The 19,609-nt window shown below is 40.1% G+C and carries 22 protein-coding genes and 1 tRNA gene; 15 read left to right on the forward strand and 8 right to left on the reverse strand.

What is annotated here, in order from left to right; genetic code table 11:
* Positions 1 to 2: 2 nt before the first annotated feature.
* Entirely contained in the window at positions 3 to 2,393 is a 2,391-nt protein-coding gene (gene gyrA / locus CSP5_RS02830) for a DNA gyrase subunit A (RefSeq protein WP_021789862.1), read from the forward strand.
* The gene (locus CSP5_RS02835; RefSeq protein ID WP_077076013.1) at positions 2,390 to 3,313 is read left to right on the forward strand and encodes a hypothetical protein; all 924 of its coding nucleotides are present in this window, start codon (positions 2,390 to 2,392) and stop codon (positions 3,311 to 3,313) included. Before gyrA ends, CSP5_RS02835 begins: the two co-directional genes overlap by 4 nt.
* 124 nt (positions 3,314 to 3,437) lie before the next feature.
* On the opposite strand, the gene CSP5_RS02840 is transcribed toward CSP5_RS02835, so the two are convergent.
* The 3 genes from CSP5_RS02840 to CSP5_RS02850 form a co-directional block, all read right to left on the reverse strand.
* On the reverse strand, positions 3,438 to 4,373 hold the full coding sequence (locus CSP5_RS02840) for a UbiA-like polyprenyltransferase (protein ID WP_083705209.1): 936 nt from the start codon (positions 4,371 to 4,373) through the stop codon (positions 3,438 to 3,440).
* Positions 4,292 to 5,737, reverse strand: a complete 1,446-nt coding sequence (locus CSP5_RS02845) for a menaquinone biosynthesis decarboxylase (RefSeq protein WP_077076014.1) — start codon at positions 5,735 to 5,737, stop codon at positions 4,292 to 4,294. The genes CSP5_RS02840 and CSP5_RS02845 overlap by 82 nt, the downstream gene beginning before the upstream one ends.
* Positions 5,738 to 5,809: 72 nt before the next feature.
* Entirely contained in the window at positions 5,810 to 6,379 is a 570-nt protein-coding gene (locus CSP5_RS02850) for a ribbon-helix-helix domain-containing protein (RefSeq protein WP_145983923.1), read from the reverse strand.
* A gap of 178 nt (positions 6,380 to 6,557) precedes the next feature.
* Between CSP5_RS02850 and CSP5_RS02855 the strand changes: the two genes are divergently transcribed.
* From CSP5_RS02855 to CSP5_RS02865, 3 genes are read left to right on the forward strand one after another with little or no spacing between them, the layout of a single operon-like run.
* Positions 6,558 to 7,226, forward strand: coding sequence for a hypothetical protein (locus CSP5_RS02855; RefSeq protein WP_021789857.1), 669 nt, complete (start codon positions 6,558 to 6,560; stop codon positions 7,224 to 7,226).
* A complete protein-coding gene (locus tag CSP5_RS02860; RefSeq protein WP_021789856.1) occupies positions 7,213 to 8,580 on the forward strand; it encodes a cytochrome ubiquinol oxidase subunit I in 1,368 nt (455 codons plus the stop codon). Before CSP5_RS02855 ends, CSP5_RS02860 begins: the two co-directional genes overlap by 14 nt.
* A gap of 1 nt (position 8,581) precedes the next feature.
* Complete coding sequence (locus CSP5_RS02865) at positions 8,582 to 9,532, forward strand: hypothetical protein (protein ID WP_021789855.1); 951 nt, start codon at positions 8,582 to 8,584, stop codon at positions 9,530 to 9,532.
* 52 nt (positions 9,533 to 9,584) lie between these two features.
* Here CSP5_RS02865 and CSP5_RS02870 read toward each other — a convergent pair whose 3' ends face one another.
* Complete coding sequence (locus CSP5_RS02870; protein WP_172399381.1) at positions 9,585 to 10,451, reverse strand: DMT family transporter; 867 nt, start codon at positions 10,449 to 10,451, stop codon at positions 9,585 to 9,587.
* A gap of 111 nt (positions 10,452 to 10,562) precedes the next feature.
* On the opposite strand from CSP5_RS02870, the gene CSP5_RS02875 reads away from it, so the two are divergent.
* Positions 10,563 to 12,008, forward strand: a complete 1,446-nt coding sequence (locus tag CSP5_RS02875) for a DNA-directed DNA polymerase II small subunit (protein ID WP_148689589.1) — start codon at positions 10,563 to 10,565, stop codon at positions 12,006 to 12,008.
* Here CSP5_RS02875 and CSP5_RS02880 read toward each other — a convergent pair.
* Both CSP5_RS02880 and CSP5_RS02885 read right to left on the reverse strand, forming a co-directional pair.
* The gene (locus tag CSP5_RS02880) at positions 11,989 to 12,330 is read right to left on the reverse strand and encodes a hypothetical protein (RefSeq protein WP_021789852.1); all 342 of its coding nucleotides are present in this window, start codon (positions 12,328 to 12,330) and stop codon (positions 11,989 to 11,991) included. The genes CSP5_RS02875 and CSP5_RS02880 overlap by 20 nt on opposite strands.
* A gap of 318 nt (positions 12,331 to 12,648) precedes the next feature.
* The gene (locus CSP5_RS02885) at positions 12,649 to 13,059 is read right to left on the reverse strand and encodes a hypothetical protein (protein WP_077076020.1); all 411 of its coding nucleotides are present in this window, start codon (positions 13,057 to 13,059) and stop codon (positions 12,649 to 12,651) included.
* A 161-nt stretch (positions 13,060 to 13,220) separates the two neighbouring features.
* Here CSP5_RS02885 and CSP5_RS02890 point away from each other — a divergent pair.
* Positions 13,221 to 13,361, forward strand: a tRNA-Trp gene (locus CSP5_RS02890).
* Positions 13,362 to 13,444: 83 nt separating this feature from the next.
* Here CSP5_RS02890 and CSP5_RS02895 read toward each other — a convergent pair.
* Together CSP5_RS02895 and CSP5_RS09680 are read right to left on the reverse strand one after the other, a co-directional pair.
* A complete protein-coding gene (locus tag CSP5_RS02895) occupies positions 13,445 to 14,140 on the reverse strand; it encodes a hypothetical protein (RefSeq protein ID WP_148689590.1) in 696 nt (231 codons plus the stop codon).
* Between the two features lie 289 nt (positions 14,141 to 14,429).
* A complete protein-coding gene (locus tag CSP5_RS09680; protein WP_172399382.1) occupies positions 14,430 to 14,585 on the reverse strand; it encodes a hypothetical protein in 156 nt (51 codons plus the stop codon).
* A 113-nt stretch (positions 14,586 to 14,698) separates the two neighbouring features.
* Between CSP5_RS09680 and CSP5_RS09685 the strand changes: the two genes are divergently transcribed.
* The 8 genes from CSP5_RS09685 (at position 14,699) to CSP5_RS02925 (ending at position 19,297) form a co-directional block, all read left to right on the forward strand.
* On the forward strand, positions 14,699 to 14,863 hold the full coding sequence (locus CSP5_RS09685; RefSeq protein ID WP_172399383.1) for a hypothetical protein: 165 nt from the start codon (positions 14,699 to 14,701) through the stop codon (positions 14,861 to 14,863).
* On the forward strand, positions 14,860 to 15,867 hold the full coding sequence (locus CSP5_RS02900; RefSeq protein WP_148689591.1) for a bifunctional DNA primase/polymerase: 1,008 nt from the start codon (positions 14,860 to 14,862) through the stop codon (positions 15,865 to 15,867). Before CSP5_RS09685 ends, CSP5_RS02900 begins: the two co-directional genes overlap by 4 nt.
* 178 nt (positions 15,868 to 16,045) lie before the next feature.
* A complete protein-coding gene (locus CSP5_RS02905; protein WP_148689592.1) occupies positions 16,046 to 17,836 on the forward strand; it encodes a hypothetical protein in 1,791 nt (596 codons plus the stop codon).
* A gap of 2 nt (positions 17,837 to 17,838) precedes the next feature.
* On the forward strand, positions 17,839 to 18,120 hold the full coding sequence (locus CSP5_RS02910) for a hypothetical protein (RefSeq protein ID WP_148689593.1): 282 nt from the start codon (positions 17,839 to 17,841) through the stop codon (positions 18,118 to 18,120).
* A complete protein-coding gene (locus tag CSP5_RS02915) occupies positions 18,113 to 18,412 on the forward strand; it encodes a hypothetical protein (protein ID WP_148689594.1) in 300 nt (99 codons plus the stop codon). The genes CSP5_RS02910 and CSP5_RS02915 overlap by 8 nt, the downstream gene beginning before the upstream one ends.
* A 1-nt stretch (position 18,413) precedes the next feature.
* Positions 18,414 to 18,548 (forward strand): hypothetical protein, encoded by a 135-nt coding sequence (locus CSP5_RS09950; RefSeq protein WP_277868667.1) that lies wholly within the window; start codon positions 18,414 to 18,416, stop codon positions 18,546 to 18,548.
* 42 nt (positions 18,549 to 18,590) lie between these two features.
* The gene (locus tag CSP5_RS02920; protein WP_148689595.1) at positions 18,591 to 18,830 is read left to right on the forward strand and encodes a hypothetical protein; all 240 of its coding nucleotides are present in this window, start codon (positions 18,591 to 18,593) and stop codon (positions 18,828 to 18,830) included.
* Positions 18,827 to 19,297 carry a hypothetical protein gene (locus tag CSP5_RS02925; protein ID WP_148689596.1) on the forward strand — a complete coding sequence of 157 codons (471 nt, stop codon included), beginning with the start codon at positions 18,827 to 18,829 and terminating at the stop codon, positions 19,295 to 19,297. The genes CSP5_RS02920 and CSP5_RS02925 overlap by 4 nt, the downstream gene beginning before the upstream one ends.
* The last annotated feature ends 312 nt before the right edge of the window (positions 19,298 to 19,609 follow it).

The following is a 19,609-nucleotide window of genomic DNA, read 5'->3' on the forward strand; positions in this document are numbered from 1 at the left end:
GAATGGAATTGAAACCAGTAGAAACAGAAATTAAAAAGTCCTATCTCGAATATGCAATGAGTGTAATCGTAAGCAGGGCAATCCCGGATGTTAGGGATGGATTGAAGCCAGTACAGAGAAGGATACTCTATTCAATGTATGAAAACAATTTCACACATGACAAACCATACAGAAAGTCTGCAAGGATAGTTGGGGAGGCCATGGGTAAATATCATCCTCACGGGGACAGTGCAATTTATGATGCAATGGCAAGGATGGCGCAGGAATTCTCCCTGAGATATACACTTATTGATGGGCAGGGAAATTTTGGATCAATAGATGGAGATGCACCTGCTGCAATGAGGTATACAGAAGCAAGAACAAACCAGCTTGCAGAGGAGATGCTTAAGGATATAGACAAGAACACAGTACCGTTCAGGCTGAACTTTGACGGCTCCCTGCAGGAACCTGATTATCTTCCATCGGTAGTGCCAAATCTTCTAATAAATGGAAGTTCAGGAATAGCGGTGGGTATGGCTACCAACCTTCTTCCGCACAATCTTACAGAGGTTGGAAATGGGATCATAGAACTTGTTAAGAATCCTGAGGCAACTGTAGAGGATCTGCTAAAGCATCTGAAGGGGCCAGATTTTCCAGGTGGTGGAATAATCTGGATGACAGAGGATTTGAAGAGGGCATACGAAACTGGAAGAGGCAAGGTCATATGTCGTGGAGAGGTCAATGCTGAGGATAAGAAAAGGATTGTAATTACAAGTCTACCATACGGTGTTAATAAGGTAACATTCCTCGAGAACGTTGTAAGACATGTTGATGATGGAAAGATAGAGGGAATTACTGACGTGAGGGATGAAAGCAACAGGGAAGGGATGAGAATAGTAATAAAAATCAGGGATGAGGACCGGAAAGGACTCATACTGAACCAGCTCTATTCAAAGACTGAACTGGAGCAGAGCATTAGCATTAACAATCTGGTTCTTCTAAACAATGAGCCAAGGCAGATGAACCTCAAGGAGTTAATGAAAAGCTACATAGATCACAGATTAAAGGTTATCCTGAAAAGAAGCCAGTTTGATTATGATAAGCTAAAGGAGAGGGAACATGTACTGCTTGGGCTGGAGAAGGCCATAGAACAGCTTGATCTGGTAATATCCCTGATCAGAGGGAGCAGGGAAACAACTGAGGCAAGAACAAAATTAATGCAATCACTGGAATTAACGGAAATTCAGGCAAACGCCATTCTTGACATGAGATTGCAAAGACTGACCTCACTGGAGCATGAAAAAATAAAGAAGGAGTTAGAGGAAACATTCAACGAACTGAAAAGGCTCAGCAATATAATAAATAATGAAAGTGAGAGGGATAAAATTCTCATAGATGAAATACAGTACCTGATTAAGAAATACGGTGACGAAAGAAGAACCAAAGTTCAGATAGGTGGTCATGTCAATCTTTCAGAGGATCAGACAATCCCCGTTGAGGAGAGTGTCATAATACTAACAGAGAAAGGCTTCATCAAGAGGGTAACACTTGACGAATACCGCGCTCAGAAGAGAGGCGGTAAGGGTGTGCAGACAAGCGTGAGAGACGAAGATCAGGTGAGATCGCTTATTCACTGCAGTTCCCATGATAACGTTCTCTTTTTCACAAACACAGGAAGGGTATTCAAGATAAAGGCTTACAGGATAGAGAGCAAGAGCAGAACAGGGGTAGGAGTGATCGGTTCAGCATTCCTCAGGCTTGCAGAGAGTGAAAGATTAACAGAAGTTCTCAAATTTGAGGAAAGTGAGGGAGCATTCCTTATCATGGCAACCAGAGGTGGCTATATTAAAAAGACATCTGTGGAGGATTTTGCAAATATCAACTCAGCGGGAATCAGGGCAATAAACCTTGAGGATGGAGATGAACTTGTATCTGCGTTCATATTAGAATCCGATCATGATATTGTTGTAATATCTAGCAATGGAAAGGCAGCACGTTTCAGATCAGATGAGATCAGGGCCACAGGAAGGACGTCCAGGGGTGTCATATCAATGAGAGTTCAGGGAAATGAGTTTGTGATCAAGGCCTTCGCCATTGAATCAGGTCAGAACATACTGACTGTATCCTCAAGGGGAATTGGAAAGAGAACAGAGGAAAATGAGTTCACCAGTCATCACAGAGGAAGCATGGGAGTGAAGGTTATGAAGATCACTGAGAAGACTGGAAAGATAGTGGATGCCATTCCTGTAAATGAAAATGACGAGATCATAATAATGACAAGAAATGAACAGACCATTAGAATCAGGGCTTCAACAATAAGAGAGGTGAGCAGAAACTCCCAGGGTGTGAAACTTATGGATGTAGGTGAGGATGATGAGGTCATTTCAGTTGGAAAAGTGGAGCTGGAACAATGAGGAAACTGTATCTAGCAGGGACAGGAAACGTTTCCAAAAACCTCCTATCACTTATTTCTAACCTAAATTCTGATATAAAGATCATGGGGATCGAGAATTCAAGAGGTCAGCTATTCTCAGAAGAAAGTCTCTCCATGGCTGATATCAATAATTTCATGAAATCACCACAGGACTACAGGAAATCAGTGAATATCAGTAAGATGGATTTTGATATTTATGTGGACATGAGGACAGCATCAAAAAATGGTGAAAGAGAAAGGGATGATTATATCACTCTGATGAAAAATGGTAAGCACATTGTAACAGCCAACAAATCTGGACTTGCAAACTTCTTTCCTGAAATAGGAAAAGCATCCTCAGAATTTGACAAAAAGCTCTATTTCGAGGCAACAGTTGCAGGCGGTCTGCCAGTATTCTCACTCACTAGAAGCAGTTTTCCATCATTCACTGTAAACAGTTTCACAGGTGTTGTGAATCTTACATCGAATTTTATAATGAAGAAGGTAAACGATGGAATGAATCTTGAAGAGGCCAAAAGGAAAGCTATGGAAGAGGGTGTTGCAGAAACAGATATGACTGATGATCTGGATGGCACAGATTCCGCAAGAAAGGCAGTGATTATAGCAAATTCCCTTTTCCATAAACCAATGAGGCTGAAGGACCTGAAATACTCCGGAATCGATGAAAATAATATTAAAAAGAACGAAATGCTGCTCGCAAAAATCTCAATGAATAAGGAGTTTAGTGTTGAATCACGGGTATTCACACTGAACAGTGAAGATCCATTCCTGAAACTTGCACCAATGGGTATGGCATGCAGTATCGGGTTTAAAGAAAGGAATCCTGTATATATATCAGAGGATATGGATGGACCTCTTGAAACCGCGGGGGGAGTTTTAAGCGATATTTTATCTGTTTAGAACTTCCCTTGTGCAAAATATATACTGGTTCATCGGTTTAAGATCCATTACTACCATTAGCAAATAAAAGCAGAAACTTTGAAACTACTTTTTTGAAAATATTACATTATTATATGTTTAAACTTTATAATGCAAGCAATGGCACATACTGGGTCAGGATCAGAACACACAGGAAGGATATCCCAATGAATGAATTTGAATTCAGGAAAGAAACTCTCACCGTTGAAGGATCATCAGGATCAAGAACATAATGCTGGTATATTATGAGAAAATATATCAGAATAAGTTCAGCAACATACAGATAACTGCTGATGTAAAATATAAGCAATGTGAAAAAAAGTAGTGTAAATGCATGGGTAATATCTGAAATGATCATTCCCTTTTTGACACCATAGGCAGTCATCACGGTTTTTAAATTATTCTCCCTGTCATAGTCTACATCCGGTATTGTATACACCATGTCAAAACCGCCTATCCAGGTTGCAGTTGTAACCACAAGAATATATATCTCTGGAGATGAAGGAAAGTGAGGTATAACCGCGAGATAACCGGCCATCACTCCCACGCCTATGGTCAATCCCATGAAGAAGTGCCTCCATCTTGTAACTCTCTTTAGCATTGGATCAATTATGAAGAGTGCCAAAACTATAGGAGAAAGAATAAGCACAAAGCGATTTAGAAGAAACGTACACAGCTCAAAGAGTGCTGCTGTTATAACTGTAAAGGTAATGGCACTGGTCATGGAAAGTGATCCTGTTACCAGTCCCCATTTCCTTTTACGTGGATTGATCACATCATATTTTCTTCCAAGCAGTCTGTTGATGGACATACCGGTGGCCCTTGCCAGTGTACCTGCCAGAATTACAAGAATGATGATCCTGGTGCCCGGATATTTTCCTGCCGCAATGAAGCTGCCTGCCACTATAAAGGGTATATCAAAAACAGTATGTTCCAGTTTTATGTAATCTACGAATCCTTTTAATTTTGATTCGTGAACTTCTTTCTCAGTTGATCTACTCTCTCCTGAATATCCTGTTTCATTGAAAGCGTTTCTGGCCATGGCCTGTTAAATCCCTCCGATTTCCATTTCCTTGTGGCATCTATGCCCATCTTCGATCCATAGTTCAAAAGCGAAGAGGCATGATCAAGCGTATCCGTATGAGTTCCCGGGATAATAATAACATCTCTTGCAGGATCAATCCTCGTGCTCATGGCCCATATTACCTGTTTTCTGTCATGAACATTGATGTCATCATCAACAATGAGCACTATCTTGGAGAACATCAACTGACCGGTACCCCACACAGCGAACATAACCTTCTTGGCATGTCCCGGGAAGCGCTTCTTTATGGAAACCACGATCATATCATGGAACACTGCTTCCTCCATTGTATTCATGTCAACTATCTCTGGTATCTGTAACTTCACCAGAGGAAGGAATAGCCTTTCTATGGATTTTCCCATAATCACATCCTCGTGCCACAGCTTTCCAACAATGGTTGTTGGGTATACAGGATTCTTTTTCTCAACTATCTTCCTGATGTGAAAAATTGGAAACACTTCCTGCAGGGAATAATATCCTGTGTGATCTCCGAAGGGTCCTTCTATTCTTGATTCTGATGAGTCAATATATCCTTCAAGAACGATCTCGGAATTCATTGGGTAATGATGATCAACGCTCTGTCCTTTCACAAGATTTGGTCTTTCCTTGCTAATAAGACCCCAGAATGAGAATTCATCCAGAGGGTCCGGTAAGGGTGCAACTGCTGAGAATATTGTAAGTGGATCTGTTCCCAGTGTAACGGAAACATCCATGATCTTTCCCTTCTCCTTATACTCATCAAAATGTTTTGCACCATCCTTGTGTATCTGCCAGTGCATTCCCATGGTTTCTGAATCATATTTCTGCATCCTGTACATGCCTGCATTTTTTCTGCCTGTTTCAGGATCACTTGTAATTACAACTGGTAATGTAATAAAGGGTCCTGCATCATCCGGCCAGGTTGTGCATATGGGATATCTGTCCAGATCTACAGAATCGATTACGCTGTATGAGGACGGTAATCTGTCATGCAACTTTGGTCTGAGACCTCCAAGTTCCTTAAGCATCTCCATGCCCCTGCCGATGAGGGATTCACTTTCCTTTGGTGGCCTTATGAGATTTCGCATTGCATTTCCAATGTTTTCTGGCTTATCCCCAAGAATGGAATTCATTTTCTCCTGGGTTGAAAATATGTTTCCAACAACAGGTATGTCATAACCCTTTACATTATCAAAAAGAATTGTACGTCCCTTTCCAGCCCTTTCCTCCTCACTCAGTATCCATGTGAGTTCCAGTTCGGTGCTCACTTCATCATCAATCTGGATAAAATCATTCTTTTTCTTTCGATCTGAAATGAAGTCCTGAAGATCATCATAAGTCATGCACTCATATCCTTATTTTTGATTTATTGTTTTCTTTAATTTTTTTTGATAAAACATAAAATCCATTAGAATTTACTTTATTTGCTCTGCAATCACCTTTACAAAACCTTCTGATAACTCCTTGCTGACAGATCTGAAATTGAATGCCATAAGGAAACCGTCTATGCCTGCAACTGTGCACTTTGAGGCTTCAAGGCTGTAACCGGCGCCAGAGAGTGTTACAGTAACTGAATCACCATTAAATTCTATATCAAGCATGCTCGCCGGAATTACCTCTTTGTATTCTTTCAGAACATTCTCAAGGTCTTTCAGGTTGTCTGCATACTTCTTCATTATGTCACCGGCCACGAAGCCACGATCATACCATTTCTTCAGTGTAGATTCTTCGGAAAATGACATGGCATTCTTTATCATTCCATCAAGCAATATACTGGGTATTGGAACAGAATCTGTTTCCCTGAGGAATCCAAGCAGATACCCAGCCTTTTCAAGATCTTCAAGCCTAAGACCCATCTTATCTATTTTCATGTAGAATGAAATCGCCTCAGCCACAGTAGAACTAACGGTTTTCCGGCTCTTTTCGCACATATCGTTCAAATCCTTCACAAGTTCGGGTCTGAGGCTCACGTTAATTCTAGACATTGGTACAGTATCCAAGAACACAAAATAAATATTTATAACATATTTGCAATTTCAATTCTAATTTGCTGGATTACACAAATATCCACACTGATGCATAACTTCGTATCCAAATGCTAATTGTTGTGTATTATTATCCATTAACATAGATATATAATCCTCTCATATCTGAATGATCATCATGTTAAACGTATTATTTGGTACTACTGTATTCGTATCTGTTGCCAGTTTTATACTGGCACTTTTCATGACAAGGAATTTCACATCCACCCATGGAAAAAGTCAGCTCTTCTGGTCAATCGGATTATGGTTGTTCTTTATAGATGCACTTCTGGAGATTCTATTCGCCATTGGGGCCGCTGATCAGGTTCTTTTTGATATCTATCTGTTCACAGTGGCAATTCTCGTCCAGTCTTTATCTATAGGTTCTATTCTTCTGCTTAAAAAGCCTAACTATAACAGGACATACTCAATATTTTCCGTCATAGCCGATGTTCTCCTTGCCATAACACTGGTGATGTTTCCAACGGGAAATATTCTGGTTGGTGGTATAGTGGCTGGTGTACTTCCTCTGGCAGTCATAATAATGTCATCAATAATATCATTCCCTGCAGCACTAATACTTATTGCAACAGCCATAATATCATTCAGGAAAACCTCAAATAAGAAGATGATTAGCATAATCATAGGAACAATAATTGTAAGTGTTGCAGGATCACTTTATATTGTATCCTTCCCCGAAACACTTTATTATGCTGAACTTCTCGGAATCATTTTCCTCTGGTCCGGGTTTTTCAATTTCAATTCAATAATAAGGAAAAAGGAGGTAAAAAATTATGCTGTCAGCTAATTTTGATAGATTTTTATTTGCCTACACCATAGGTTCACACATTATCATAGTGAGTGCAAGCATTGCATTAAGCCTAATTCTTGCCATTCTGGAATTCATGATCACAAGGAAAAATGTACCTGAGTACAAAACCATGCTTTTCAAGCTCAAAAGAATGTTTATAGTTTCATTTGGGGTGGGAACCGCCAGTGGAATAGTACTTGCAGTGGAACTGGTGAATCTGTTTCCAGGTTTTATGACCTTTGTGTCGAGCACTGGAGCCATATCACTCTTCTATGCTGAGGTTTCTGCCTTCTTCCTGGAAACCATTGCCCTTGTGATTTACGTTTATTATCAGGACGTTTTCAAATGGAAGTATGCAAATTTTGGGTTATCCATACTGGTGGCACTGGGTGTAATAATGTCTGCCGTATTTATAACAATGGTAAACGCATGGATGAACACACCCAACGGCTTCAACAAATCTGTATATCTTAGCACTGGAAAAATCACCGATGTGAATCCTTTCGCCCCCTTTGATACTGTTTCCACATTTAACGAACTTGCACATGTTCTTACAACAACAATCTTTGTTGGATTTGTTATATTAGGAGCATTCTTTGCATACCAGTATATCAGATCGAAGGACAGTGAAACAAGATTCATAACAAAACTCGGAATAAGAATTTCAGGCTGGATGTCAGCTGTTTTCATACTTCTTGCCGGTATAACAGGAGGAAATGAGGTAATCAGTCTCCTCAAATATCAGCCAGTGAAGTACGCTGCCATTGAGCTTGATCCAAACCCCGGAAGTGGATTTGGTGAACATCTTCTTGGATCAATAGTTAATGGTAGAATCGTGGGCTCAATAACCATCCCTGGATTGCAGGCGTTCCTTGCAAACTTTGAGGCTGGAATAACAAAATTGCCTGGTCTCTCCTCCTATCCTCAATCTGACTGGCCTCCACTGTTTGTTCACACATCTTTTGATGTAATGGTTGGCGGAGGTCTTGTGCTTGGTTTATTCTTTTTCATATTCTTCATTTACGAAATATTCAGGAAGGACATGTTCAGAAACAGGATCATTATGTATTTGGAAATTGCAGTGGGCTTCTTTGCCCTCATCGTATATGACATGGGCTGGGTTACGGACGAGGTTGGAAGACAGCCATGGATCATCTATGATGTGATGACTGTGAATCAGGCTGCCAATTACTCTAATGCACTCATAGTTCCAGGTTATCTCATAATAGCTTTCTATCTCTTCCTTATACCATTCACATTCTATTTCTTCGCAAGGGTTTTCAAGGGTAAATCTGCAACTCATAAATCTACTGAAAGTAAGAGGATTCCAAACAAACAGGGAGGTGAGTGAGTTGAATTACACATTCTATCTGGTATTCGCAATCTTTTCTGCATTCATGGCACTATTTTTATCAGAAGCAATGGGTGCATTCCAGATGCTGTTTAACTGGGAGAAGAGCAACAGCAAGGTTATTTCATATATAACTCCAGTTTGGGAAATAACCGGAACGTTCGCAGCATTCTTTGTTGTAGCAGCTGACTTCGCATTCCCAAAAATAATAATTCCACTGGCATCAATCTATGCGGGAGAGATAATGGTCTTTCTGATCTTCTTTGTGGCAAGGAACGCTACATTTGTCGTGGGAGAATTTGTTAGTTCTAGAGGCTACATGACAAGAAAGAACATGTTCAAGGCATACTCAATAGTTACTCTTTTCATAGGATTTGTTGCACTTCTGGTAGTTGGAGGAATAATAGGAAGTGATGGTGTGAGCATCGCTTCCATGAGTTTCAGTCCTGTAGCATGGTTCCTTAATCCATCCTCATACATACTGATACTATCTGCAGTGTTCCTGATAGCCGGTCTATCCTATGTATTTTATGACACGGGGAATAGAAGCAAGAGTGCAATATTTTCCCTGCTGGGTATAGTTTTTGGAGGAATCGCATTTTATCTGCTGAATAGTGCTGTGTTCTCTGTATTAATCATAATTCCAGTGGTGATAATTGTTATACCGGTTATTCTTTCATACATCAGAAAAATCACTCCCATACTGAAAAACAAGGCATTTCTCGTATCATGGGTTGCACTTGACGTATTCACACTGAATTTTCTGGTATATCCAACAGCATTTAAGGGTGCAATAAATGTACAGAGTGTTACCACCTCAGGGCCTATGGATACAGCTTTCTTCATAATTACTGCATTTGGTCTTGTTCTATTGCTGGCACTTTTCGCAGTGTACGGAAAGGCAGTGAAGAATTCCAGAAATATGAAGAAAATGGAGAATATAACAGAATAAACTCTGTAAGTTTTCTCCATAATAATTTTTAAAATATTTTAAAATGAAACAGTTACTTTTTAATTCCTTTTGCCGAAAAGATAATGCCTATACTTACAAGTAACAGACCTGCTATCTCATAAACCGATGGAATTTCATTCAGTAAGAAAATGCTAAAAATTACAGAGAGTGCAGGAACAAGGAAGAGGAAGGATGAGATAGTAGAAACCCTGTATTCTCTATTAAGATGCAGGAAGGCATAATAGGCTATGGCCGTGCCTGGGAATCCTATAATAATAACAATGATCAGGAAAGTAAGATTTGGTTCAAACAGTGTAATGTTAGGCTGGAACACTCCCGCCACCATCAGAGCAGGAACTATGGCGAAGGCAAACTGATAGAAATTTGTTGTCTCCCGCTCCGTCCCACCGAGATATTTTTTGTAATATATGGTTCCTGAAGCCCAGCTGACAGAACCCAGAAAGGCAATTAACACACCAATTCCCAGACCTGAGATCAATCCATGGAAAAATATTACAATAACACCGGAAAATCCAAGGATAATTCCAAGAATAACGTACCTGTTATACGATTCCTTCAGAAATATAATAGAAAGAAGAGTTGAAATTACCGGATAGGTGTAAATCAGAATTGCAGAGAGTGAAGAGGAGATGGTAGTTTCAGCTATGAACCACAGCTCCATGAAGATGAAAACATTCAGCATTGAAAGGATGAATAGGGGAATAATCTCATTCCTCCTTATGTTGAATCTCAACTTTCTGTTAAATATGATTAAAACTCCAACCAGAGAAATGAGAATTCTGTAAAACAGAAGTGTAAAGGAATCAACATAGTTAAGTGCAAATTTCACCAGAGGATAATTCAAAGCCCAGAATGAAACCATAATCACAAATAGAACAATATCATTTTTCCTGCTCATTCTCATTCACAATTTCTTCAAGGTATTACAAACTACATCTTTAAATCATTCAAAAGTATGTATGGGATCGAAGACGGAAATCCCTTTATAAGACAGTGAAATAGTGTTAATATGGTGTCAGGAATCTTCACAGACAGGAACAAAATACTTGAATTCTTTAATTCCAGAGGTCTCATTGTGGATCCTGCCGCCTTGCAGATTATAATGGAAAAATCTCTGGGTACAATGATTACACACCTTATTGACAATGAAACAATGAAATCAGGCATAGTTGGAAGGCAAAATGTTCTAAATCTTATAGGTGGAAATCAGGTCAAAAACCCTGCCGTTATGAGAGAAATAGATGTAAATGATATCAAGGCAAACAGTTCCGTGGAAGATTTCAGAAAGATGTTTGTTAACAGGTATGAAACATTAAAAAGTATTATTGTCAATGCCGGAAAGTTCAGGGAGGTAGACTCCATTTCTTCCGTAAGGGAAAAGGATTCAAGAGAAGTTAAGATTGTAGGAATGATCAGTAATGTTACAGAAACAAGAAATGGTCATAAGAAATTCAGGATAGAAGATACAGAATCATACATAGATGTGATAATTCTGAAGAAAAACCCCATGGCAAAGGAGTTGCTTCTCAATGATGAGGTCGTAGGTGTAATAGGAAGCAGACCCAGGGCTAGCAATGACAGGGAGAATTCTGAGCCTGTGATATTTGCTAATGAGTTAATAAGACCGGATATTCCAGAAAGAATGATTGATGACACGGGCTTACCACCAGAATATGTATGTTCCATATCTGATATTCATGTGGGAAGCAAGACTTTTATCAAGAACGGTTTCTCAAGTTTTCTTAAATGGATCAACTCTTCAAGTGATGAATCTGCTAATCTGAAGCATCTCATACTGAGTGGGGATGTTGTTGATGGTATAGGTGTTTATCCAAACCAGGAAAATGATCTTGAAATTGTAAATCCAAAGGAGCAGTACGAATATCTGGCCGAATTTGTGAATCAGGTGCCATCAGACATTAACGTTTACATTATGCCTGGAAATCATGATACCGTAAGACTGGCGGAACCACAGCCTGAGCTAAGTCCTGCCATCAGGCAAATGTTCACTGAAAAGGTCACTTTCCTTCCAAATCCATATAACCTTAGAATAAAGAAGAAGCTCATAACACTTTATCACGGGATGTCCCTGAATGATCTAATAGAATTGATTCCAGGAGGTAACATGAACAGTGTTGGAAAGGCCATAGAACTGATGCTTAAGAGGAGGTATATGGGACCTGTATACGGTGGAAGGACACCCATAATTCCAAATCAGTTTGATCCACATATATTCAGGGATGTTCCAGATATATTCATAACAGGGCACATACATGGGCATTATCTTGGAAATTACAATGGCGTTAGATATGTGAATTCCTCAACATGGCAGTCTCAGACTGAATACCAGAAAATGATGAACTATTCTCCTGATCCATGCATAGCAACATTGTTTGATCTTAATTCAAAAACAGTGATTAAGAAAAATTTTCTCCCTAAAGCGTTCTCAGAATAATCTCTTCGATCTCTTTTCTAAAGGTATCCACTATATCCTTGGTTGCTGTGTCCCTCACTGATTGCGGAGCACTCATGAACCCTATTTTTGCCGTTATTTTTGCCATTTTAGCCATGGAATCATATTCCTTGATCTTTGCTTCTAGGTATCCTTCTATTATCCTTGCTAGCTCCTTCTTTAGCTCAGGATCCTCATTAAGTTTCTTCCTTACATATTCCTTAATCAGATCTTTCACTATGTCACGGACAGCTTCCAGATACATTTCTTCAGATGGAAGGGTGCTCATCATATCCTTGATATATTTTTGAATGTCTTCAGGCATATATTCAGAATGTAATGGAATAAATAAAGGTTCACAAAATAAATATTTATAAGAAGTCTTAATATCCTTATACTTTATGTGGGAAAAATAAGTATTGTCTCACGATTGGGGTGAAATATTGAAACGAAGTTCAAGAGATTGGAAAAAGAGAGGAAACATGCGCTGGAAATGGAAAAAGAAGAGAATTAGAAGACTGAAGAGGCAGAGAAGAGCCAACAAATCCTGATTTCACCTTTTTGATCGAATTTTTATATTAATATTACCCGTTTCATGTAAACGGGTGTATAATAGACATTTTTACCTTTTACATTAACCGTTTTAGATTTTATTCAAAATTTCCTCTTCCATAATTTCTTCCTTTTTGGAATTTACAATCTTTTCATTTTTATACACAAGGAATCCACCTACTATTGAAACCAGTGGACCAATATAAAATCCTCCTCTTATGACCAGAATTATCAAACTGGCCAGTATGGCTAGGATTCCTATACCGTAAAAACCCTTTCCCTTTCCGTAATAGCAAAAGATGATCACAATAAAGCTGAGAGCAATCACCGCAAGAGATGCATATGGATTTATTTCTATGGATTTCAGGAATGCGAGTGAACCTGTTGATCCAGGATCAAGACCGAGAATAAATACGATCAGAGCCAGAAAAACTCCGGAGATCATGCTTATCAGTGAACCGGAAAAAGTGAGCAAATATGAAAACCCCAGGGATATTTTCATAGAATTACATTGTTTTAAGTTTTTTAAGGTTTCTCAAACATATGCAACTGTTTGGAATGTTTAGAATTTATAAACAGGTTTCTTTATCACGCCTAAAAAATCCCACTTCAACTGACAGAACAGAGTCACTGTTAAATAGTTTTATCTAATTCAGAACCTACGGGGACATGGGGTAATCAGGCATCCTATTGGGCTCCAGTCAGGTTTTGATTAGAAACGGGTCAACTGATATGGTGATGATTGACTGGAACTATGAACCGGGAAGAGACCCGCAGATCTGGGTTCAAATCCCAGTGTCCCCACTCTATATTGGGTTTGAGTATTATTTTCAAGACTTACTTATTAATTTTTCTTTATATACTAAGGGATGCCATTCTGGAATATATTAATGAACGAATAATATTCTACTGTCTTTCAACTCGTCTTTTTTAAGTTTGTCCTTCCAACCCCCTGGCTTATATGATATTGCCACAGAAGGCCCATAAAAACCATTCTGAAGTTTTTCCATAGAGGAACCTTGCGTTATGGGATTTTCGAATAGGCGTGCCATCTGGGCAACTGCAAAGGCAAACTCGTGATAGTGACCTATTGCCCTTTGAGAAAGAATATCTTGATTAATTAGTTCGTCAGGGTCTTTAAGGATGTCACTTTCGGTTATATTTGTGTTAAAAAGAGTGTTGTACAGCTCCCTAATTGCTTTATCGGTTTTGCTCTCTTTTCTTTGTATGTCCCCCTCATTGAATCTGAATACAAGAGGACCATGCGGGTTAAATTGGTACCTTTCCTCATATTTCCCGGGAATTTTTATTATTTCATTACTCTCCATCAGGTCCTTCAGGGCTTCATTTATAGATTTAAAACGATCTTTCTTTGAAGTGATAAGGTCTTTACATACTTCCCAAAGGTCGTAAGCGTTGTAGGACTTCATCGGGGAGACCGCCATATTTGATAGATGCCAGGATTCCTCAAGGAGGATCCAGACCCTTGCTCGAACTGTTCTCCCAAACTCTTTAGCCATGTATTCAGGCGTAATATCAGGGGGATCCTTTGGCCATAATAATCTGTGTTCTGGGTTGTTCATTATGAATGTATTATGAGAGCATTAATAATAAAGGTTTGTCTTAATAAAAGTCGAGGTAAGATTAAAGATTTTTAAATAGTGCGTCACTAATAGTTGCTAAGTCTACTCATGATTATATGAAAAGGATCAGTAGAAAAGTAACGGACTTTAATGGTTCGAGATATGCTCTGATACCGTTCTTTGTCGCGGAGCTATACGGCATTGAACCTGGCAGTGCGGTAGAAATCGACACATCAGATCAGGACGTCCTCGTTCTGAAAATAAAGAAAGAGGCCTAGAAATGATCGGATCAGAGCTTTTCAACAAGAAGCGACCCGTCATCTCGCAGGGTGATTTTAAGTTGCTCGCCGTGAACAAAAGGCAGGTCCCCTGTAACGCCTTTGGGAACGTAAATCCTCCCGGCGCCGTCTCTGTCAACGTAAAACTTGCATGTGCCTTTCTTCATATTTACATAATCATTCAAACCTATATAAAAGTGTTCATATCCTTACATTTCCGTAAGTTTTATATCCTTATAATTCCTTACGGAAATATACAGAAATATAAGGTGATATTAAAATGACAACGATTAACCTGGCCCCTCTCAAGCAGAAAGCGTTAAACTTCCCTGAACCCGTAAAGTCCTTAATCTTGAGTGAACCTGACATGATCGATGCACAAGACTTCATCTCTAAACTGGGCACTTGGCTGAAACTCGTCAACATGGAGGAAAGGCAAAAATGAAAAAAGAAGAGATTGGTGATTCGCATGAGTACAATTGTCACAGCCTATTAAACTTTACGAAGTCGGTTAAAAAGCCCACTCAACAGGCCTTAGCCGTTGAATATGCAAAGATGGGATTCCCGGTTTTTCCATGTTATTCGAACAAGGCCCCAATAGTGGATCATTTTTTAGGTTTTATGCGTGGCCTAAAAGATGCCACGACTGACCCTAAGGTAATAGCAAAAACATGGCACAAATACCCGAATGCCGGGATCGGCTTTGCTCTCCCGAAAACCCTCATAGTTTTAGATTGCGACGTCGAAAAAAATTCGCAAAAAAATCCAGTACTGTATAATGGAGAACCTAACATTATCGGGCTGAAATCATTCCAGAAGCTTGTTTTGGATTGTAACATTTCTGGATATTATCTTAATACACTTTCGTTGAAGACCCAGTCAGGAGGGCGGCATTTCTATTATAGGATGCCAGATTGTATTAGTTCGTTCAGTCACACAAGAGCCATGGAAGGGCTCGACATCAAGGGTTATGGAGGCTATGTTATCCTTCCAAATTCCCAGGGTCAATACGGTAGGTATGAATTTCTAAACCTGACTGAGATAAAGCCCATACCTGAGGGTTTGCTGAAATGGGTGCTCCGAGTTGGAGGAAAAAAAGAGGCAATTAACAGGGTTTTTCATGAGACTCAGGAAATTGAGGATCCCAGAGTCGAAGAATTTGTTAATGAAATTCTGCCCGCATGGAATAGCGCCATAAGAGCGCACCTTGGAAACGACTTTCGAATGGCAATAGCGGGGACTCTATACCATTACGGATGGCCTAAAACCATGGCTAAACGTGCTATGCGAATGCTAATCGACCACTCTGAGATACCAGGACTTTCAGACAAAAACGCAGTCGAATACACTTATAAAAACGGTGCAGCGGGTAAGCCAATCCGAGGATTTAGCACACTGGAGAAATTAATAAACAAATTGGAAGGTGAAGAACATGACAGCAAAAACTGATACAAAGAAACTGAAAACGATAGCACAGGGCACCAATGATAATGGAAGCAAAGAAGAACGATTTGACCTTATCGCTGAACTTGGGGGAGGGTACTTTTCCACACCCCAAGGTTTAGCCTTTTACTTCGGAAACAATGCTCCGCCAATTGAGATAGAAAGCCCACAATTTGAAGGGTTGATGAGTGAGATAAAGTATAATCGCTTGGGACGTCCAGCAAACGGTGAGGAAATATTAGCAGTCAGGAGGCTAACCCGTTATTACGCAAGCAAGAACGTGAGAGAAGTTGGAGTAAGAGTAGCAAGGATGGATGATGCAATCATCTACGATCCGGTGTGCGAAGATGGGAAGATCTTCAAAATTAATAGCGATGGTATTGTCCTAACTGCGTTGGAAAAACCTGCAACTGTCAGATTTGTGGGAATGCTTCACGCTGAGGTTATGGATGGGATTAGAGAAGATTACCTCAGCCTCATTGACACATGGCGTATGGATGATAATACAAAATTGCTTTCTATTGGTCTTGATTTTTCCAGGTTTATCCCAGGCATTCCTCATGCTATTGAAGTGGTCACTGGGGACCATGGCGCCGGAAAAACAAGCTATACAGTGGCGAAAAGGGAATTAATTGATCCTAATGGAGCCCCCACACAGGCACTAAAGTTTGATGAACGGGACATAAGCATATCTGCACTTCATCAAGGCATACTGGCATTTGATAATGTGAATACCACCATGCCTGACTACATTTCAGATGTCATTTGTAGAATTTCAACTGGCCAGGGGTTCAGGACGCGTGAACTTTACTCTAACACGTCAGAGGTCATTTTAAAGCTCAAAAAGCCGATTTTGATGAATGGAATCAATATACCAGGATACAAGCCGGACTTTCTAGATCGTAGCGTCCCAATACTGCTAAGACCCATATTTGGGGAAGGCCGACTGAGCGAAAGTGAGATAAAACAGAGAGTCGAAAACCTATTGCCCAGTGCCAGAGGGTATCTGCTTTCTGTTGTTCCTAAGGCCATTCAACTGTACCCAGAAGTTGAAAAGGAATTGATGGGCAAACTCCCCAGAATGGCTGATTTCGTTATTTGGGCTGAATGCGGATTGAGGGCAATGGGATTTCCCTCAGGTGCATTTTTTAACGCATATCAACAGGTAAAAAAACGCGAGACTGAGGACCTGGCAAAGGAAAACACCCTGATCATCGCCATACAGGAATTAATGTCAGATCGTGAAGAATGGAGAGGAACCAGCTCAGAGCTCCTAGATAATCTGAACCCATATATAACGGAGAATAAGCGTAGATTTGATTCTAAGCTTCTCCCGAAGGATCCGAAGAGACTTGGAAGATTGATAAAAGAGCACGAACTAGTACTTCGGGAGCTAGGATATGAAGTAGCGACCCTCACGGATGGAAATCGAACAAAAGTGATCAGGCGGATCGGGTCGGTAGATAAAGTTAATGTCAGTGACGTAAGAACTGAACCAGACATCACAAAATACGGGCTCCCCGGAGCTGACATTAACAAAAACACGACTTTAGAAAAAATATCTAATGTCAGTGAAGTGGGGCTCGTAAAAATCGGGTTCCAAAGTAAATCTGACAACACTGACATTAGAAATATGTACGAAGCCTATGAAGAAGACGGAAAAAAGAGTGGTGAACACGCGCCAGATATTGTAAATTCCGCATTCACGAGTGAAGACTCCGATCAAATGTCGTTCACAAAGGAACAGGGAGACGAGTCTGTAAGAATTGTACTACAACAGGGGGTTCACTTAAACGCAGCTGATACCGGTGTTTCTATTTATGGGGACAAGTTCAACATAGCAGTAATAGGTGCATACTACCGTCAGAACACTGAAACCGTGAATCGAATAATGGAAGATCTCGGTTTCAAAAAAGGAAATACTGGAAGTCTTCTAAATGTGTTTTTTAGCAGGACATTAAAAGGAGGTGATTAAAAATGATCCTCCATGGAAATCTTAAAGGTCTTCAAGGATCAACAGCAAGTGTAAATTACATAGGGCCTAAAAACGCCCCTTACAAACTTACTGGAGAGTTTCAGAGAATAGCATTCAACAGGATTATACTTGATGGTTTGAAATCAGGAAGAACCCATAGAATACCACTGGAGAGGGTGATCTCCATCGCTGAGCTTGACTCAGATTTTAAGATCCTAAATTTTTTACAGGATGGCTCAGGGGCAGCCTTAAGCCTCAAGGAGGAAGTGAACAGAAATGAATGAACAGAATTGGGAAATGAAAAAAGGAAAAGGAAAGAGAATAGTGATTTGCTCAGTGCATGATAAGCGCTCAGGAGAGATCGGATCACTGGTCATAGATCGTGACGTGAAGCTCCTTCACTGTGAACTCTGTAATGACTTTATGTGCGGGCACATAAAATATGCAATGTCCATAGAGAAAGTAAGGAAGGATCTTTTAGATGCCATAAACAGGATCTGTGACCGGTGCAGCAGTTACAACCTTCCAGGAACGAATTACTGCGATCAGTGTGGTGCAAAGCTGGAGGTGGGTTGAATTGAAAATAAGTGAAAATGGTGCAGAAACCATAAGAAGAATTTTGAACAACCCACTCACTTATTGTTTTGTATGGATCCTTGTTTGGGCTGGAAAAAAGATATTCAAGGATGAGGTGAATTACAATGAAATCTGATATCGTACCTAATCGGGATATCATCAGAAATGGAGGGAGATCATGATCAAAGCAGAAACAAACCCTCAGGGAAAGCAGGGCAACGAAGCGAGGAATTACAGCAATCCTGAACCGTTTAACACTTCCCAGATCGGGAGGTCAATTACAGTAACGCTAACCAATGGAAGAATAGAGGCTGGCATTCTCAAATCTCTTGGTGCTTACATGATAAGCATTAAGATGCCTAATGGAAGGGAACTGATCATCAACAAGGGTCATATTATAACGGTGAGTATCCTATGATAAGACACAAAGACATTAATCAACCATCACTGTTCGACTTTTCAGGAAAGAATGAAAGGGGAGGATATGATAACATTACCCATGATACTTCAATTCTGACAGCACGGATAAAACAACCAAAGTTAAGCAATGGAACCGAGAAGATGGAGATACTATCCCTTCAAGCAATGAAATACTGTTCAAGGTTCGAATCATGCTCAGCTCCTAAGTGTCCTTTAGACATTCTCATCAAGGCACGATCTGAAGTGGACGGAGATCCAAAATGCGAGATGGCCAGGGCAACCCGCCATAAGCACTGGGAAGCCATGCCAGAGAATCTCAGGAATGAGCTACCATTTCAGGGATATTTCGAAGTGGAATTGAAGAGGATGAACGCAGCAAGGGAAAGATGGGAATCACTTCCCGATGACCAGAAGGTAATTATTAAGGAGAGACTGAGGAATCTCAGGGAGGGAAGATCGCAATGACGCAGTCAAGCTATAAAATAGGAGCTCACAAAATTAAGATATTCCGGCAGTGCAGAAGTGGATCTCATGATACGTGCCCAGTGTCATTAATGGTGGAACCCTCACTATCAGGACCGGAAGGAGAAAGGATACCTTCAGGTCGCCATGTTAGGATATATTGCGAATGCCCATGCCATGCTAAGGTCCCTGAATCTCCCAAGAACCGGTCGAAATGAAAACTTTATTTTCCCGATTTCTTGTCGATTTATCGATTCTCATTTCCATACTTAATTAGATGTGGTATAATTGAATGTAACTGAACTAAAGATAAAG

It is taken from the genome of Cuniculiplasma divulgatum (assembly GCF_900083515.1).
GTDB lineage: Archaea > Thermoplasmatota > Thermoplasmata > Thermoplasmatales > Thermoplasmataceae > Cuniculiplasma > Cuniculiplasma divulgatum.

Coding starts and splice junctions, on each gene's coding strand:
- gyrA (WP_021789862.1), top strand. CDS start 3: ATGGAATTGAAACCAGTAGAAACAGAAATTAAAAAGTCCTATCTCGAA.
- CSP5_RS02835 (WP_077076013.1), top strand. CDS start 2,390: ATGAGGAAACTGTATCTAGCAGGGACAGGAAACGTTTCCAAAAACCTC.
- CSP5_RS02840 (WP_083705209.1), bottom strand. CDS start 4,373: ATGGCCAGAAACGCTTTCAATGAAACAGGATATTCAGGAGAGAGTAGA.
- CSP5_RS02845 (WP_077076014.1), bottom strand. CDS start 5,737: ATGACTTATGATGATCTTCAGGACTTCATTTCAGATCGAAAGAAAAAG.
- CSP5_RS02850 (WP_145983923.1), bottom strand. CDS start 6,379: ATGTCTAGAATTAACGTGAGCCTCAGACCCGAACTTGTGAAGGATTTG.
- CSP5_RS02855 (WP_021789857.1), top strand. CDS start 6,558: ATGTTAAACGTATTATTTGGTACTACTGTATTCGTATCTGTTGCCAGT.
- CSP5_RS02860 (WP_021789856.1), top strand. CDS start 7,213: ATGCTGTCAGCTAATTTTGATAGATTTTTATTTGCCTACACCATAGGT.
- CSP5_RS02870 (WP_172399381.1), bottom strand. CDS start 10,451: ATGAGCAGGAAAAATGATATTGTTCTATTTGTGATTATGGTTTCATTC.
- CSP5_RS02875 (WP_148689589.1), top strand. CDS start 10,563: ATGGTGTCAGGAATCTTCACAGACAGGAACAAAATACTTGAATTCTTT.
- CSP5_RS02880 (WP_021789852.1), bottom strand. CDS start 12,330: ATGCCTGAAGACATTCAAAAATATATCAAGGATATGATGAGCACCCTT.
- CSP5_RS02885 (WP_077076020.1), bottom strand. CDS start 13,059: ATGAAAATATCCCTGGGGTTTTCATATTTGCTCACTTTTTCCGGTTCA.
- CSP5_RS02895 (WP_148689590.1), bottom strand. CDS start 14,140: ATGAACAACCCAGAACACAGATTATTATGGCCAAAGGATCCCCCTGAT.
- CSP5_RS09680 (WP_172399382.1), bottom strand. CDS start 14,585: ATGAAGAAAGGCACATGCAAGTTTTACGTTGACAGAGACGGCGCCGGG.
- CSP5_RS09685 (WP_172399383.1), top strand. CDS start 14,699: ATGACAACGATTAACCTGGCCCCTCTCAAGCAGAAAGCGTTAAACTTC.
- CSP5_RS02900 (WP_148689591.1), top strand. CDS start 14,860: ATGAAAAAAGAAGAGATTGGTGATTCGCATGAGTACAATTGTCACAGC.
- CSP5_RS02905 (WP_148689592.1), top strand. CDS start 16,046: ATGAGTGAGATAAAGTATAATCGCTTGGGACGTCCAGCAAACGGTGAG.
- CSP5_RS02910 (WP_148689593.1), top strand. CDS start 17,839: ATGATCCTCCATGGAAATCTTAAAGGTCTTCAAGGATCAACAGCAAGT.
- CSP5_RS02915 (WP_148689594.1), top strand. CDS start 18,113: ATGAATGAACAGAATTGGGAAATGAAAAAAGGAAAAGGAAAGAGAATA.
- CSP5_RS02920 (WP_148689595.1), top strand. CDS start 18,591: ATGATCAAAGCAGAAACAAACCCTCAGGGAAAGCAGGGCAACGAAGCG.
- CSP5_RS02925 (WP_148689596.1), top strand. CDS start 18,827: ATGATAAGACACAAAGACATTAATCAACCATCACTGTTCGACTTTTCA.